Annotated in this window: 12 protein-coding genes; 5 read left to right on the top strand and 7 right to left on the bottom strand. The window is 46.5% G+C overall.

The window, feature by feature from the left end:
* Positions 1-373: 373 nt before the first annotated feature.
* From thiL to sppA, 4 genes are read right to left on the bottom strand one after another with little or no spacing between them, the layout of a single operon-like run.
* Positions 374-1,489, bottom strand: coding sequence for a thiamine-phosphate kinase (gene thiL, locus HMPREF9431_RS03455; protein WP_004379723.1), 1,116 nt, complete (start codon positions 1,487-1,489; stop codon positions 374-376).
* Positions 1,490-1,507: 18 nt separating this feature from the next.
* Entirely contained in the window at positions 1,508-2,317 is an 810-nt protein-coding gene (locus HMPREF9431_RS03450; RefSeq protein WP_081463309.1) for a purine-nucleoside phosphorylase, read from the bottom strand.
* The gene (gene lpxK, locus HMPREF9431_RS03445) at positions 2,256-3,383 is read right to left on the bottom strand and encodes a tetraacyldisaccharide 4'-kinase (protein WP_004379721.1); all 1,128 of its coding nucleotides are present in this window, start codon (positions 3,381-3,383) and stop codon (positions 2,256-2,258) included. The genes HMPREF9431_RS03450 and lpxK overlap by 62 nt, the downstream gene beginning before the upstream one ends.
* Before the next feature lie 14 nt (positions 3,384-3,397).
* Positions 3,398-5,170: a signal peptide peptidase SppA gene (gene sppA / locus HMPREF9431_RS03440; protein ID WP_004379720.1), complete on the bottom strand. Its 1,773-nt coding sequence runs from the start codon at positions 5,168-5,170 to the stop codon at positions 3,398-3,400.
* Positions 5,171-5,480: 310 nt separating this feature from the next.
* On the opposite strand from sppA, the gene HMPREF9431_RS03435 reads away from it, so the two are divergent.
* From HMPREF9431_RS03435 to guaA, 5 genes are all read left to right on the top strand, one after another.
* Positions 5,481-5,750 (top strand): co-chaperone GroES, encoded by a 270-nt coding sequence (locus tag HMPREF9431_RS03435; RefSeq protein ID WP_004379719.1) that lies wholly within the window; start codon positions 5,481-5,483, stop codon positions 5,748-5,750.
* 53 nt (positions 5,751-5,803) lie between these two features.
* Positions 5,804-7,435, top strand: coding sequence for a chaperonin GroEL (gene groL / locus HMPREF9431_RS03430; RefSeq protein WP_004379718.1), 1,632 nt, complete (start codon positions 5,804-5,806; stop codon positions 7,433-7,435).
* A 700-nt stretch (positions 7,436-8,135) separates the two neighbouring features.
* The gene (locus HMPREF9431_RS03425) at positions 8,136-9,680 is read left to right on the top strand and encodes a RapZ C-terminal domain-containing protein (RefSeq protein WP_004379716.1); all 1,545 of its coding nucleotides are present in this window, start codon (positions 8,136-8,138) and stop codon (positions 9,678-9,680) included.
* A gap of 68 nt (positions 9,681-9,748) precedes the next feature.
* Complete coding sequence (locus HMPREF9431_RS03420) at positions 9,749-10,561, top strand: sugar phosphate nucleotidyltransferase (RefSeq protein WP_040561086.1); 813 nt, start codon at positions 9,749-9,751, stop codon at positions 10,559-10,561.
* A 13-nt stretch (positions 10,562-10,574) separates the two neighbouring features.
* Complete coding sequence (gene guaA / locus HMPREF9431_RS03415; protein ID WP_004379714.1) at positions 10,575-12,119, top strand: glutamine-hydrolyzing GMP synthase; 1,545 nt, start codon at positions 10,575-10,577, stop codon at positions 12,117-12,119.
* A gap of 516 nt (positions 12,120-12,635) precedes the next feature.
* Here guaA and HMPREF9431_RS03410 read toward each other — a convergent pair.
* The 3 genes from HMPREF9431_RS03410 to HMPREF9431_RS03400 are packed head-to-tail and all read right to left on the bottom strand — an operon-like array spanning position 12,636 to position 16,583.
* Positions 12,636-13,271, bottom strand: a complete 636-nt coding sequence (locus HMPREF9431_RS03410) for a DedA family protein (RefSeq protein WP_004379712.1) — start codon at positions 13,269-13,271, stop codon at positions 12,636-12,638.
* Positions 13,268-14,842 carry a tetratricopeptide repeat protein gene (locus HMPREF9431_RS03405; RefSeq protein ID WP_004379711.1) on the bottom strand — a complete coding sequence of 525 codons (1,575 nt, stop codon included), beginning with the start codon at positions 14,840-14,842 and terminating at the stop codon, positions 13,268-13,270. Before HMPREF9431_RS03405 ends, HMPREF9431_RS03410 begins: the two co-directional genes overlap by 4 nt.
* Before the next feature lie 22 nt (positions 14,843-14,864).
* Positions 14,865-16,583 (bottom strand): glutamine--tRNA ligase/YqeY domain fusion protein, encoded by a 1,719-nt coding sequence (locus HMPREF9431_RS03400; protein ID WP_004379710.1) that lies wholly within the window; start codon positions 16,581-16,583, stop codon positions 14,865-14,867.
* Positions 16,584-17,068 lie beyond the last annotated feature (485 nt).

Here is a 17,068-nt window from a genome sequence, read left to right as displayed (position 1 = left end):
CACGGTTGGGCAAACGCTAAAAAATAAATTTGAGACTTGCCCGAAGCTGGGCAAACGTCAAAAATAAATTTGCGACTTGCCCACGGTTGGGCAAACGCTAAAAAATAAATTTGCGACTTGCCCGAAGCTGGGCAAACGTCAAAAAATAAATTTGCGACTTGCCCACGGTTGGGCAAACGCTAAAAAATAAATTTGCGACTTGCCCGAAGCTGGGCAGACGTCAAAAAATAAATTTGGAACTTGCCCACGGTTGGGCAAGCCTCAAAGAAATAATTTGAGCACTTGCTCCACTTGAATATACTCCAAGAAAAAAAATCGGCGTTTGCTCAGCTTGAGCAAATACCGAAAAGTTTTATGATTTAACTTCTTTGCTTCATTTCTGTTGCAATGGATTCCATCCTTGTGCCTGTAATTGGAACTCATTGCTATCGCGCGTAACTAACATGCAACCTAAATTGGGCTTGGTGATGTATCCTATTTGTCGCACACCCTCTATATTTTTAATCTTCTCGTGATCGCCTATGGGAATGGTAAAGAGCAACTCATAGTCCTCTCCACCATTGAGCGCACAGGTTGTAAGATTGAGGTTGAATTCCTCAGCTGTAACGGCAGTCTGGTAGTCAATGGGAATTTCTTTTTCGTAGATGCGGCAGCCACAATTGCTTTGCTCGCAGATGTGCATCAATTCACTGCTCAGACCATCTGAAATATCCATCATGGCAGTGGGGTGGATGTTAAGTGCGCGCAAACGGTCAATCATGTCGCCGCGCGCTTCGGGCTTGAGCTGGCGATTTAATAGATATTCTTTTCCGGCAAAATCGGGTTGGAAATCTTCGAAAGCTTGGCGCTGCTGTTGCAAGGCTTTCAATTTGGCTTCATCATGTAGCTCCTTTGCTTGGTTCACCTTTTTGTTGTAGTCTTCAATCTGCGAATAATACACTGCCTTTTCGCGTTCTAAGATTTGCAATCCCATATAGGCCGCACCCAAATCACCCGTGACACAGATGAGGTCGGTTTCTTTTGCTCCGTTGCGATAAACGAGATCTTCTTTCGCAGCCTCGCCAATGCATGTGATGCTGATGGCCAGTCCTGTGCGCGAGGAAGTGGTGTCACCGCCCACAATATCTACCTGCCATTTATCACAAGCAGCTTGCATGCCTTGATAAAAGCTATCCATATCCTCGATGGTGAAGCGCTTGCTCAATGCGATGCTGACAATGATTTGCCGCGGAAAACCATTCATAGCAAAAATATCGCTGAAATTAACCATCGCCGATTTGTAGCCTAATGTGAAAAAATCCATGTAGGTGAGGTCGAAGTGAACGCCCTCCATAAGCATGTCTGTGGTGACGAGTGTTTCGGTCTTGGGATAATGAAGCACGGCACAATCGTCCCCCACACCATACTTTGTGCTGGGGTTTTTAATCTGAATATCCTTTGTGAGTCGTTTAATGAGACCAAACTCACCCAGTGTAGCAATGTCTGTCATAACGTAGGATGATAGAATTTATGCACGGCGAATCATTTCGCGCATGATGGTTGTCATCTTCGGTTGTGCACCATTAGCCGCCTTTTGTACCTCTTCGTGACTCACTTCTACCGGTGTGTCGAACCCTCCTAAATCGGTGATGATGCTCATGCCAAATACTTTGATGCCACAATGGCGTGCCACGATAACTTCAGGAACAGTGCTCATGCCCACAGCATCAGCACCCATAAGATGATACATGCGATATTCTGCAGGTGTTTCGAACGTGGGACCTTGCACACCCAGATACACACCATGTTGTAGGGTGATATTGAACTCTTTTGCAATATCGTTGGCCAGGGCGATAAGTCGCTTGTCATAGGCCTCGTGCATATCTGGAAAACGTGGACCTGTGGGGAAGTTCTTGCCATGCAAAGGATGTTCGGGGAAGAAGTTGATATGGTCGGTGATAACCATGAGGTCTCCGATTTTGAATAGCGGATTCATCCCGCCCGATGCGTTACTGACAAAGAGTGTTTCAATGCCTAATTCATACATGACACGCTCGGGGAAGGTAACTTCTTTCATGTTGTAGCCTTCATAAAAATGAAATCTTCCCTCCATGGCCATGATATCTTTTCCGCCCAACTTTCCAAAGATGAGCTTTCCCGCATGGCCTTCAACTGTCGACACGGGGAAATTGGGTATCTCGCTATAGGGGAACTCGTAGCTGTCGGTTATCTCTGAAGCTAATTGTCCGAGGCCTGTCCCCAAAATGATGGCTGTTTTAGGATTTGTTGTCATCCTTTCTTTTAGCCAAGATGCTGTCTTTTGAATTTCTTCGTACATAATTTATAATTTTTTGATTGAATTCCTCCTCTTGATTGAGCATGAATTGGATGCGAATAGGTAGCACATAAAGATTGCGTTTTACCTCCTCGCTTAGCTCGGTACAATGCTCTAAGCGCGAAGCATCCTTTTCTGTCGTTATAATAATTTTCTTGCCTTTGATAGCTTGGAACGTGTTGTTAATCCGCTCAATATCCTTCTTCTTAAAAGCATGATGATCAGGGAAAGCGAGCGATTGTATTTGCTTTACTTTCGGGGTGAGATCGAGAATCATTTGTTTGGGTGAGGCAATTCCCGTCAATAGCAAGACCGATGTATCAGAGAGTTGATGGAGTGATGGCGCAGGTTGGTTGCTATCAAAGAGTGTTGTTAGGTCTTGATAATCGATGGTAGTGAAGAAAAGATTTTGATAGGGATAGAGATTTATTGCTTTTGTGAGCACACGAAATTCCATTGGTTTTAAATCTTTTGGACATTTAGTGATAATCACAATGTCAGCTCTATCTTTACCTGATTGTGGTTCGCGCAATCTTCCGGCAGGCAATAACTTGTCGTAGATAATGAGGCGATGATAATCAATTAAGAGTATGTTGATGCCTGGTTTCACATAGCGATGTTGAAAGGCATCATCTAACAAAATGACATCGGTATTGTGTGTCGCTTCGTCGTTGATGATATGTTTGATACCATTCACCCGTTTTTTATCTACTGCGATGTGAATATGTGGGTATTTTTTCTTCATTTGGTAAGGCTCATCTCCAATCTCTCGTGCCGTACTTTCTGATTGTGCCAACTGGTAACCACGACTCTTACGTTTGTATCCGCGTGAGAGCACACTCAATTGCAACTTATCTTTTAGTAGATTGATGAGATATTCCACATGTGGTGTTTTCCCTGAGCCACCCACCGTGATATTACCTACGGCAATAATAGGCGTGTTGAAACTGTGTTGTTTGAGTAGTCCCAACTCAAACATTTGGTTCCGTATACCTACGCCAAGTCCATAAATCCAGCTTATGGGCAGTAGCCATTCATTGATATGTATAAAATCGCCTTCAGTCCTCATACTTATTCTTATTCTTATTGAATTTTTATGATATAGGGGATGCGCGCTTGTATCTTGTCCATGTGTCGGTAGTCATTTGCCATCTTGAAAGGCTCATAATATTCACCAAGCAAAGTGCGTAATTGGCCATTGAGCAAATCAGATGAAGCATTGTAGCCGCTAAAGAGTTGTTCCCATGCGCTAATAGGGGTGGGATAGGAACGTGTAGCCTTTGAATTGGTTTTTGCTAATTCGGCTGCTTTTGTGATGGCTTTGTCTAATCCGCCTAATTCATCAACGAGGCCTATGTGGATAGCATCCTCGCCCAACCATACATGGCCTTGAGCCACTTGTTCAACACGTTCCATAGAAAGGTGCCTACCTTCGGCTACACGTTTCTTGAACAGTCTATAGCCTCGATTAATCTGGCGCTGCAAAAGTCCTAATTGTTCTGCAGTGAAAGGATGTCCATTTGCACCAAAGACTGCATTACGATTGGTTTTAACCTCGTCATAGTGTAGTCCTAACTTTTTTGTCATTAACTCACTAACATCGGGAAACAGACCAAAAATGCCGATACTTCCTGTGATTGTAGAAGGGTTGGCAACAATCCAGCTGGCATTGCTACTGATATAATAACCACCTGAAGCTGCTGCACCACTCATTGAGACAACAACAGGTTTCATTTTTTTAAGCTCAGCAATTTGGTGCCAAATTTGTTCTGAGGCATAAGCGGAACCGCCTCCTGAATTGATGCGAATTACCACGGCCTCAACGTCGTCATCGTTGGCTAAGTCCTCTAAATCCTGACACACGTTATCTGCAGCTATCTGATGATTGTCTTGGAATAGTCCTTGTGGGGAAGCCTGGTCTACGATGTCGCCGTAAGCATAATATACGGCGATATGTTGTCCTGTAGAAGCATTATTATCCGTAGCAAGTCTATCTACACTTACTTTGTTGATTTCTTCGTCATTATCAATCTGTAGTTTCCACTTGATAATTTTTTTCACTTGGTCGTTGTAAAGCAGTCCATCTATCATGTGGCACTTTACCAATGTTTCTGGATCATCCATGCCAATCACGTTGTCTGCATATTGATTGAGCAAAGAAGAACTTATTTTTCGATTGTTGGCCACAGTGTTGAGAATGATTTTCCACCAACCATCAAGATAGCGTTGTGTTTGTTCGCGATCGGCATCACTCATCTTGTCGGCTGTCGTTTGTTCTACGGCACTTTTATATTTACCTTCTTTCGTGGCAATGACACGGATACCTAATTTAGCTAATAGATTTTTGTAATAGATACGTTCGCCACCAATACCAGCCCAATCAAGCATACCTTCTTTGTTCATATAAACCTTGTCGGCTGCTGAGGCTACGTAATAGCCTAACGTGCTATAGGTTTCGGCATAGGCTATAATCCATTTCCCGGATTTCTTAAACTCTTGTAAAGCTTGTTCAATTTCTTGTACTTGTGCTAAGTCTGCCGAGAAAGCGCCAGCTTCAAGATAAATCCCTACAATCTTATTACTATTCTTAGCGTGCTGGATAGCCTTCATCACCTCTTCGAAACTCAAAGTCGGTTCATCGCTCAGGCTACTGAAGAAATCGCTTTCTTGCTGTTCTGTCATTTGTCCCTTTAACTGAATAACCAATACAGAATTATTGCTGATGCTGGTTGAAGAGGAATCTCCAGCTGTAATCAGTAATCCTACAATGGCTAAAAAGCCAAATGCTATTGTAATACCGGTGAAAAGAAGCAGTCCTACAATTGTTGCCAGAACATGCTTAAAGAAATCTTTCATACGTTTTATGAATAGGTTGTTTGTTATCAAAGTCTATTGCCAAAACACAATTATGAGTTCCGCAGTCAACTTTCTCCTTATTTATATATGATTGCAAAGTTATGAAAAAATATTTATAAGGAGTCACCCATAGTCCGTTTATTTCATTGCTGAGTGATACATAGGGTCTGTAATGCTGACAAGAATGGATAGGTTACTGACAACTCTGTCAGCCCTGACTGACAAAATTGTCATATATTTGTGAACTGGCACAATGTTCGCATACGGCAAAGCGTAAAATTAAATATTAAACAACTAAATCATAAGAATAATGAATATTAAACCATTAGCAGACAGAGTTTTGGTGCTTCCTGCACCAGCAGAAGAAAAAGTTGGCGGAATTATTATTCCTGATACAGCAAAAGAGAAGCCTCAGCGTGGCCGTGTAATTGCTATAGGGCAAGGTACAAAGGATGAAGCCATGGTGCTTAAAGAGAACGACACTGTGCTCTATGGAAAGTATGCCGGAACAGAATTAGAATATGAGGGTGAGAAGTATTTGATTATGAGGCAGAGTGATGTCTTAGCTGTATTGGGTTAAGCGCTTTCATGTGGAATAGATTATTAGACGAATTAATTTAAAACGAAAAGATTATGGCAAAAGATATTAAATATAATGTTGATGCGCGCGAATTACTTAAAAAGGGCGTTGATCAATTGGCTGATGCAGTGAAGGTGACGTTAGGACCTAAAGGTCGTAATGTTGTGATTGAAAAGAAATTTGGTGCACCACAGATAACGAAAGATGGTGTGACCGTAGCAAAAGAGATAGAACTTGAAGACCGCTTTGAGAATACGGGTGCACAATTAGTAAAGAGTGTTGCCAGCAAGACTGGTGATGATGCCGGAGACGGTACAACGACTGCAACGATTCTGACACAAGCAATTGTGAATGAAGGGTTGAAGAATGTTACTGCTGGCGCAAACCCCATGGATTTGAAACGTGGTATTGATAAGGCGGTGAAAGCTGTTGTTGACTATATTCAGGCGCATGCAGAGCAAGTAGGCGATAACTATGACAAGATAGAACAGGTAGCTACAGTTTCTGCCAATAACGATCCTGAAATTGGAAAGCTTTTGGCTGATGCAATGCGGCGCGTTTCTAAAGATGGCGTTATCACCATTGAAGAGAGTAAAACACGTGACACCAGCATTGGCGTAGTTGAAGGGATGCAGTTTGACCGTGGTTATTTGAGCGGTTATTTTGTAACCGATGCTGACAAGATGGAATGTGTGATGGAAAATCCTTATATTCTCATCTACGATAAGAAGATTAGCAATTTGAAAGATTTCTTACCCATTCTTCAACCTGCAGCTGAAAGTGGACGCCCCTTGATGGTGATTGCCGAGGACGTTGATTCTGAAGCATTGACGACACTTGTTGTAAATCGCTTGCGTGGCGGTTTAAAGATTTGTGCAGTGAAAGCTCCTGGCTTTGGTGATCGTCGCAAGGCTATGCTTGAAGACATTGCAGTGCTCACGGGTGGTGTTGTTATCAGTGAGGAAAAGGGCTTGAAGTTAGAACAAGCAACACTCGAGATGTGTGGCACAGCTAAAAAGGTAGTTGTTTCGAAAGATAACACTACCATTGTTGATGGTGCAGGTAAGAAAGAATGTATTGCCGACCGAGTTGCACAAATTAAGAATGAGATTGCAAACACTACCAGCTCGTATGACAAGGAAAAGTTACAAGAACGTTTGGCTAAATTGGCTGGTGGCGTAGCTGTACTCTATGTAGGTGCAAACTCTGAGGTAGAGATGAAAGAGAAGAAGGATCGGGTTGACGATGCACTTTGTGCAACACGCGCAGCTATGGAAGAAGGAGTGGTTGCTGGTGGTGGCACAACTTATATTCGTGCACTCGAAGCTTTGAAAGGTCTTAAGGGCGATAATGCCGACGAAACGACTGGTATTAAGATTGTTGAGCGTGCTATTGAAGAGCCACTTCGCCAAATCGTTTCCAATGCAGGTGGTGAAGGTTCAGTAGTTGTGAATAAAGTAGCTGAGGGCAGTGGTGATTTTGGTTACAATGCGCGCACTGATGTTTACGAGGATATGCGTAAAGCAGGTATCATTGATCCTGCGAAGGTTGCTCGTGTAGCACTCGAAAATGCGTCTTCTATCGCAGGCTTATTCTTAACAACAGAGTGTTTGATTACCGATAAACCTGAGGAGAATGCACCTGCCATGCCTGCTGGACAACCAGGAATGGGTGGCATGATGTAATCAAGATTTATTCGTAAGAATAAGAAATAGGGGATGCACTCCACGGCGAGTGCATCCCTTTTTCGCTTGTAAATTAGGTATAAGGTATGTGCCATTCGTCTAAAACCTTTAGCTTTTGCGAGATATATGGATGTGTTTTCATTTGAAAATGCACGTGATAACACGATAAACTCATGCATAAATGAAATAAAATGTGTGCAGATTTGCTACTGCAAGTAGAATGTATTAGAATCAATAATATGTGCAAGATTATGACAATAATTACTCCTATTTCCGCAAAAATGGGGTTAATTAATTAAAAAAAACGAAGTAAATGCTTTGAGCTTGTTATTTATTTTCCTATCTTTGCACCACAAAGGTTGAAACTCAAGGAGTAAAACTCCAAAGATATTTTTTTGATTTGTTTTAGTAGATTAGTTTTTAAGTAGTTTGTTTTTGGAAATCGGTTGTCGTGATGACATCCGATTTTTTATTTATTTATTTCTTTTGAATTTCCTTGTATTATCTTTATCTTTGCAGGCATGAAAATAAAATTCAACTGGAAACGCGTTGCATTATTTGCTGTTTTGTCCGTGTTGCTACTCGTCAATACCCATTCTTTCTTGATGTCATTGGGTATCATGATGATTCTACTATTGATTGATGCTCTTTTAGCGCAGTGGGAAGATAAACGGCGAAATCGCAATAAAATGAATTAACCATGGAGCAATTAATATCGCTTTATACGAAGTTTATAGGTCATTCGCCTGCGAAGATTGAGAAAATAGACGGGGCAGGTAGTAACCGGCAATATTATCGTTTTATATCAGACAGCGGCGACAGTGTTGTCGGTGTTATCGGAACAAGTCGTGATGAAAATCACGCATTTATCTATTTAGACCGTCATTTTTTGCTGAGAAAATTGCCTGTTCCCGAGGTATTGGCTGTGAGCGATGATGAATTGCGCTATTTGCAGACAGATTTAGGTACACAATCGCTCTTCGATGCCATTCGAGGCGGACGCGAAGCTGGTGGACGTTATAATCAAGACGAGCAAGAGCTGTTGACGCATGTCATTTGTGAACTGCCCAACATCCAAATCCGTGGTGCACGCGGATTAGACTGGGCCAACTGTTATCCGCAGCCAGCCTTTAATGTAGAGAGTGTGCTCTTTGATTTGAACTACTTTAAATACTGTTTTCTGAAGGCAACCGGTTTGGATTTTCACGAATTAAAGTTGGAGGCCAACTTTCGCATGTTTGCCAAGGATTTAACCGAAGAGGTCGGTGAGAGTTTTCTTTATCGCGACTTCCAAGCACGCAACATTATGCTTGATGCGCAGGGAAATCCTTACTTTATCGACTTCCAGGGAGGTCGGCGCGGGCCTTATTATTACGATTTAGCTTCGTTTCTTTGGCAGGCTTCGGCTAAATATCCCGATAAACTGAAGGTGAAGCTCATCAAAGCCTATTATAATTCATTGAGTCAATACATAGAAGTTCCGCCCGTCCATGAATTTACCAATCGCTTGTCGTTGTTTGTGCTGTTTCGCTTGTTGCAGGTGCTTGGTGCCTATGGCTTTCGCGGTTATTTTGAGCGGAAGAAGCATTTCTTAGACTCTATTCAGCCTGCCATAGAGAGTTTGCGTCAGTTACTTGCAGCACAAGCCGCGCTTTTCCCTTATCCTTACTTAGTCGAGATGTTGACACGTCTCGTAGCCTTGCCGCAGTTCCAAGACGCCCCCGTACCTGTACAGGCACGGACAGATGGATATAAAACCACTGACAGTACTGTGTACGAAGCGCATCCGGAAGACGGTCCCGCCACCTTTTCTAAGTACGACGGTAAAGGTCCTTTGGTTGTTCGCGTGTGTAGTTTCTCTTATCGCAAAGGAATTCCCGAAGATCCATCGGGTAATGGCGGGGGCTACGTGTTTGATTGCCGAAGCACACACAATCCTGGCCGCTACGAACCCTATAAAGCGCTTACCGGCTTGGATGAGCCCGTGATTCGATTCTTGGAGGACGATGGCGAGATATTACATTTCTTAGAACACGTCTATCAGCTCGCTGACCACCATGTAGCGCGCTATATGCAGCGTGGTTTCACCCATCTCATGTTCTCATTTGGCTGCACAGGTGGCCAGCATCGCTCTGTCTACAGTGCACAGCATTTGGCACAACACATCCACGAAAAGTTTGGTATCGAAGTGCAAATTTTACATCGAGAACAGCACATTGAACAAGTATTAAAGGCGCGAAATTAGCGTAGCAACACCAGTGCAGCATGAGGGATTGACAAAAATCCACCTTGCAAGCACATTTCCTCATCAACATTATGCAAGCAATGATATTTGCAGCGGGATTGGGCACCCGCTTAAAGCCGCTCACCGACAAATTGCCCAAAGCCCTCATCGAGATTGACGGCGTACCACTGCTCAAGCGCGTCATCGAGAAGTTAAAAGCCTCGGGATGCGACCACATCGTCATCAACGTGCATCATTTTGCCCCGCTCATCATCGATTACCTCAAAACCAACGATAATTTTGGTGTCGACATCCGTGTGAGCGATGAAACCGCCGAGTTATTGGAGACTGGCGGTGGGTTGAAGCATGCCCAACAGCTTTTTCGCCCCGACGAGCCAATTTTAATCCATAACGTCGATATTCTGAGCAACATCGACCTGCGTGCGTTCTACACCACCGACCGCATGATGCTGTGTCCCACGTGCGGCATCCCTCACGAGCAGGCATCGGCCGTGCTCTTGGTGAGTCAGCGCGTCACACAACGCTATCTGCTCTTCAACGACCAGATGCGGCTCGTTGGCTGGGTAAATCTTGCAACGGGCGAGGTGAAGAGCCCCTTTACCGAGGTGCAACAAGCCTCGATCGACACCATTCGGCACAACTACCAGCTGTTTGCGTTCTCGGGCATCCATTTGTTCGCGCCCACGCTCTTTCCCTTGATGAAAACGTTTGCAAATCGCTTTTCCATCATCGATTTTTATCTGAAAAATTGCAGGCAGGTGGCTATCAAAGGTTGTGTTGCGCAAAATTTGCAGCTGCTTGACGTGGGCAAGGTCGAAACACTCGACGCTGCCCATAAATTTGTCGAGTCCCTCAACGATACAGGTCAAATCACTCTTTAAAATCCCTATATACATGCAACAGAAGATTATTATTTTAGATTTCGGCTCGCAAACCACCCAGTTAATCGGCCGGCGCGTGCGCGAATTAGACACCTTCTGCGAAATCTTGCCCTATAACAAGTTTCCCAAGGACGATCCGTCGGTGATCGGCGTAATTCTTAGCGGAAGTCCCTATTCAGTGCACGATGCAGAAGCTTTTCAGGCCGATTTGAGCGCATTAATTGGTAAGTATCCCGTATTAGCTATCTGTTACGGCGCACAATTCATTGCAAACGCCTGCGGCGGGAAGGTGGAACAAGCAGGTACGCGCGAATATGGGCGCGCCCACCTCTCGTCTGTCGATTCCACGTCGAGAATCTTCAAAGGCTTTGCGTGCGGCTCGCAAGTCTGGATGAGTCACGGCGACACCATCACGGGCATACCGAGTGACTACAAGGTAATTGGCTCAACCGACGATGTCAAGTACGCTGCCTTTGCCAACGAGGACAAGCGCGTGTGGTGCGTGCAGTTTCACCCCGAGGTTTACCACTCGACACAAGGCAGCCTGCTGTTGAAGAACTTTGTAGTCGACATTTGCGGCAGTCGCCGGTCGTGGAGCGCGGCGTCATACGTCGAAACCACCGTGAGCGAGCTCAAACAACAGTTGGGAAACGACAAAGTCATCCTCGGTCTGTCGGGTGGCGTCGACTCATCGGTCTGCGCCGTGCTGCTCAACCGAGCTATCGGTAAAAACCTCACCTGCATCTTCGTAGACCACGGAATGCTGCGCAAGAACGAGTTCGCACAGGTCATGCAGGACTATGAAGGCTTAGGGTTAAACGTGATTGGCGTCGATGCAAGCGAAAAATTCTTCGGTGATTTAGCGGGCGTGACCGATCCTGAAGAGAAACGCAAGATTATTGGTCGGGATTTCGTCGAAGTGTTCAATGACGAAGCACGTAAAATAGTCGACGCGAAGTGGTTGGCGCAAGGCACCATCTATCCCGACCGAATCGAGAGCCTAAGCATCACTGGTATGACCATAAAAAGCCATCACAACGTGGGCGGTCTGCCAAAAGACATGCAGTTAAAGCTCTGCGAACCGCTGCAATGGCTCTTTAAAGACGAGGTACGCCGCGTGGGCCATGAATTGCAGATGCCTACACGCTTGATAAAGCGCCATCCGTTCCCCGGTCCGGGACTTGCCGTGCGCATACTCGGCGAAATCACACGCGAAAAGGTAAGTATCTTGCAGGAAGCCGACGACATTTACATCAGTAAGATGCTTAACTACCACATGCCCGACGGAACAACCCTCTACGACAACATTTGGCAGGCGGGAACGGTCTTGTTATCCACGATTCGGTCGGTAGGCGTCATGGGTGACGAGCGCACCTATGAGCATCCGGTAGCGCTGCGGGCGGTGACCAGCATGGATGCCATGACGGCTGACTGGGCACACCTGCCTTATGACTTCATGGCCGATGTTTCTAATGAAATCATCCGCAAGGTGAAGGGCGTCAACCGCGTTTGCTACGACATCTCGTCGAAACCGCCCTCGACCATCGAGTGGGAATAGGGGCTGACATTTGCCTCAATCTTATAGTCGAAGCACAATCTCGTGAGGAGATTGTGCTCTTTTTTCGTAGCACGAAGCGTTGATTTTGCTTCCGTGCAGTGGCTCGTGCTATCGTTTACACTGCATTTTGCCTCCGTGCAGTGGTTCGTGCTATCGTTTGCACTGCATTTTGCCTCCGTGCAGTGGTTTGCGCTATCGTTTGCACTGCATTTTGCCTCCGTACAGTGGTTCGTGCTATCGTTTGCACTGCATTTTACCTCCGTGCAGTGGTTCGTGCTATCGTTTACACTGCATTTTACCTCCGTGCAGTGGTTCGTGCTATCGTTTGCACTGCATTTCGCCTCCGTGCAGTGGTTCGTGCTATCGTTTACACTGCATTTTGCCTCCGTGCAGTGGTTCGTGCTATCGATTGCACTGCATTTTGCCTCCGTGCAGTGGTTTTGTGGCGCGACGCACTGCATGAAAAAAGAGGTGCACGCTGCGTGTACCTCTTTTCAGTTTGCCGATGTCTGTTCCTTATTGTGCTTTGTCCTTTTTACTCTTGCGCATGCGCTTGAAGAGCAGATAGAGGAGCCCGATGATGACAAGCCCAATAATGACGAACTTGATGTATTCGCCATAGCGTTCGATTTCGGCTTGCAGCTGGTTCTCGGGCACCACCGTGTGCAGATACCATCCCAAGGCGGCCAGGATGCAGTTCCATGCACCGGCACCGAGGGTGGTGTAGAGCAGGAATTGCCAATATTTCATTTTCGACAGGCCAGCGGGGATGGAAATAAGGTGTCGGATGCCGGGAATGAGGCGCCCAGTGATGGTGGCCACCATGCCGTGATCGTAGAAATACTTTTCGCTGTGTTCCACCTTTTGCTGATTGAGCAGACAGAGTTTTCCCCATTTGCTATTGGCGAAACGATAGATGAGGGGGCGCCCCAAATAGTAGCCTGCAAGATAGTTGATGGTGGCACCGCAGTCGGCCCCGATGGTAGCAAATAAAATCACCAACCAAATGTTGAGGTTTCCACCAGCGGCATGATAGGCAGCGGGCGAAACAACGAGTTCAGAAGGGACGGGGATGACGGTGCTCTCTAAGAGCATGAGCAGCCAAATTGTGCCGTAGTTGAGGTTGCCTAAGAGGCTTGTAATCCAATTCATGTTTCTTCGTTTTCATTTTCGTCTTCGTAGTAGTCGACGGAATAACCATATTTGTCTAAGAGATATTTCAGATTGACATAGTATTTGCCGGGATCTGCACCCAATGGAACGGGTTCGATGTTGTACACCAGCACGTCAATGGCATCTCGGTCGCCCGACTCAACCACACGGCACATGCAGAAATAGCTGTCGTAGGGGTTGTTGTGGAACCGATAGAAGAGGGCTTTGTAGGCTTCGAACGTTGGTCTTTGCAACGCGTCGGAATCGCTAAAGAGATACAGCACAATTTCGCTTCCGGCTTCGTCGTTGCCTTCACTGAAAAACCGATCCATCATGTCGAAGAGCCTGTCGAGGATGGCTTCGTCGTCGTAGCCTTCTTGGTAAATTCCCATGAGGGTGTTGATGCTCCAAATGTATTCGAAATGCTCAAGGGCGATGTCCACAGCCTCGAAAGTGGTTTCCATCGGGTCGTAGGTTTGGCTTTCTTCTAAGGCTTCTAAGCATTCGATGGCCTCATTGCTGCGGTCTAAGTGGAAGAGCGCTATGGCTTTATCTTTCATCACACGCTCGTATTCGTCGTTGTAGGGCAGCCCATCTTCTTCGGCATGCTCAAACATCTCGACTGCACCTTCGTAATTTTCCAACATGAGGAATGCACTTCCCATCCCCGACATCATCTTGTAGTCAATATGATAATTCTTATCTTTGAACATGTGGTTGAAGCAATCTATGGCTTCGTAGGGCCGATGGCGCTTCAGGTAGCATTTGCCTTTGGTGTACCACGCCGTGCTCAAATCGGGGGCGATGGCTAACGCAAACTCGCAGCTCTCAAAGCTCTCTTTGTATTGCTTCGTCTTGTATTGGGTCTCGGCTAAGTAGGCCCAATCGAAAGCCGAGTAAGGCTGCTGCTCAACTAATTTCTCGTGTGCTTTCACTGCATCGGCATAGCGCAACCGATTCCATTTGATGGTAGCCAGCAAGTCTAAATAGTCACTATTCTCCTTGTCTTTACAGCGTGAGAGCCATTCGTCGGCACGCTTGGGCAGGAGCAACCTGTCGAAGCCCTCGGCAATCTCCATGTAGGCATCGTCGGAGAGGTCGATGTTGTGATTGGCGATGTGTTGCCACAACCGTTCGTCGGCTGCTTCATTTTCGTCGTGTTTCCAAATGCTGTCGGTTGTCTTCTTTAATAGGATGCGCGCCAAGGTCAGCACATAGTCCTCAGTGTCTTGCTCTGTAATGCGTGCAACAAGCTCTTTGGCTTCGGCGAGATATTGTTGATTGAGGTTGGGCTCGTTTAAGAAGTATTTTTCTTCGTCAACCTTTTCTAATAACAGTTCAATCTTATAATTCAAGAAGTCATCGTCATTGGGAAAGAGCCGCAGCGCGTAATCCACCGCCTCTTCTGCAGCCTTGTCATCCCCCTCGTCGTATTGATAGTGTTGCGCGATGTCCCAAAGCAGTGTCGAGTCGATATACACAGTCTCGCCCATTTTCAAGGCGTTTTCATATTGCGATAATGCCTGTTGCAAGGTCGCCTCATCGCTCAAGTCAAGTGGATTTGAGGACATGGTGTATGGATGTTTTGATGAATCAGTTCTTGCTGCTTTGTTTCGCCCAGGTGTCTTTCAATCCTACGGTTTTGTTGAACACAAGATGTTCCGGAGTTGTGTCTAAGTCGGCCATGAAATAACCTGTACGTTGAAATTGCAAATATTCGCCCGGCTTGCGTGCGGCAGCGTAGTTTTCAACATAGCAATTCGTGCGCACCGTGAGACTCTCGGGGTTGAGCAACTCACGGAAATCGCGTTCGTCGGCCGAAGGATTTTCCACGCTGAACAGGCGGTCGTACTCTCTCACTTCGGCAGGTTGGCAATGGTTGACAGCCACCCAATGCAGCGTGCCTTTCACTTTTCGGTTGGCGCCTTCCATGCCGCTCTTACTGTTGGGGTCGTATTCGGCCCGGATTTCAGTGATGTTACCATCGGCATCTTTCGTGCAGCCTGTGCACTTCACGATGTAGGCGTTTTTCAGTCTCACTTCCTTGCCCGGCGTCATGCGGAAGAACTTCTTCGGTGCATCCTCCATAAAGTCGGCACGCTCAATCCACAATTCTTTAGCAAAGGTGATGGTGTGGCTCTTGCTGTGCTCGTCTTCGGGATTATCGATGGCTTCCATCTCCTCGGTTTGGCTGTCGGGATAGTTGGTGATGACCAATTTTACCGGGTCGAGCACCGCGCTCACGCGAATGGCTTTTTTATTTAAATCCTCACGCACGCTGGCTTCGAGTAATGCCATGTCGTTGAGTGCGTCGAATTTGGTGTAGCCAATCGAATTGATAAACATGCGGATGCTCTCAGGGCTGTAGCCGCGACGGCGCATGCCCGTGAGTGTCGGCATGCGTGGATCGTCCCATCCGCTCACCAAATGCTCATCAACCAAGGTGTGGAGCTTACGTTTGCTCATCACGGTGTAGGTGAGGTTCAAACGATTGAACTCAATCTGTCGCGGCCGGTTGTCGTGCAACTTGTCGGCCGTTCCATCCATCTCTTTCAAGAAATCGACCAACTTATCATAGAGTGGGCGATGGGGCACAAACTCCAAGGTGCAAATCGAATGGGTCACGCCCTCGAAGTAGTCGCTCTGTCCGTGGGCAAAATCATACATCGGGTAGCAATGCCATTTTGTTCCGGTGCGGTGGTGGGGTGTCTGAATGATGCGATAGATGATGGGGTCGCGAAAGTGCATGTTATCGTTGGCCATGTCGAGTTTGGCGCGCAGCACCATGCTGCCTTCCACCGCTTCGGGCGTATTCATTTGGTGAAACAAAGCCAAGTTTTCTTCTATCGGGCGATTGCGATAGGGGCTCTCTGTGCCCGGTGTCGTGGGGGTTCCTTTCTGTTGGGCAATGGCTTCGCTGCTTTGCTCGTCAACATAAGCCAGCCCCTTCTTAATAAGCCAAATGGCAAAGTCCCAAAGTTTTTCGAAATAGTCTGATGCGTAGAAAATCTCTCCCCATTGGAAGCCCAGCCATCGGATGTCGCTCAGGATGTTCTCCACATATTCGTTATTCTCTTTGCTGGGGTTGGTGTCGTCGAAGCGTAGGTTGCAAACGCCACGATATTTCTCGGCTATCCCAAAGTCCATGCAAATTGCTTTTGCGTGGCCGATGTGCAAATATCCGTTGGGTTCTGGCGGAAAGCGCGTTTGAATGCGACCGCCATTTTTGCCGGCAGCCAAATCGTCTTCAACCAACTGTTCTACGAAACTGATGCTTTTCTTCTCGTCGTTATTTTCTGTTTTTATCGCCATAATGTTGTCTGCATTGTTTTGTTACAGGGTGCAAAGATAAACGAAAGACGTGGAAAAGCAAAGGAAAATGCTATATTTCTTGCTTCTCGGCCGTCGGGGCTTCATAAATCATCCGTACTTTTTATGGCGTCTTGTGCCCGAATGAGCTGGCGAGAACTCCCGACAGGGTCATCCTAAACGGGGAAAGGGTGTCGGGAACTCCCGACAGGCCCAACCGAAACGGGGAAAGGGTGTCGGGAACTCCCGACAGGATCAACCGAAACGGGGAAAGGGTGTCGGGAACTCCCGACGGGCCCAACCGAAACGGGGAAAGGGTGTCGGGAACTCCCGACAGGATCAACCGAAACGGGGAAAGGGTGTCGGGAACTCCCGACAGGGTCATCCTAAACGGGGAAGTGGTGTCGGGAACTCCCGACAGGTCCAACCGAAACGGGGAAATGGTGTCGGGAACTCCCGACAGGGTCATCCTAAACGGGGAAATGGTG

Source organism: Segatella oulorum F0390 (genome assembly GCF_000224615.1).
GTDB lineage: Bacteria > Bacteroidota > Bacteroidia > Bacteroidales > Bacteroidaceae > Prevotella > Prevotella oulorum.
This window is presented reverse-complemented; position numbering and strand designations above follow the sequence as displayed.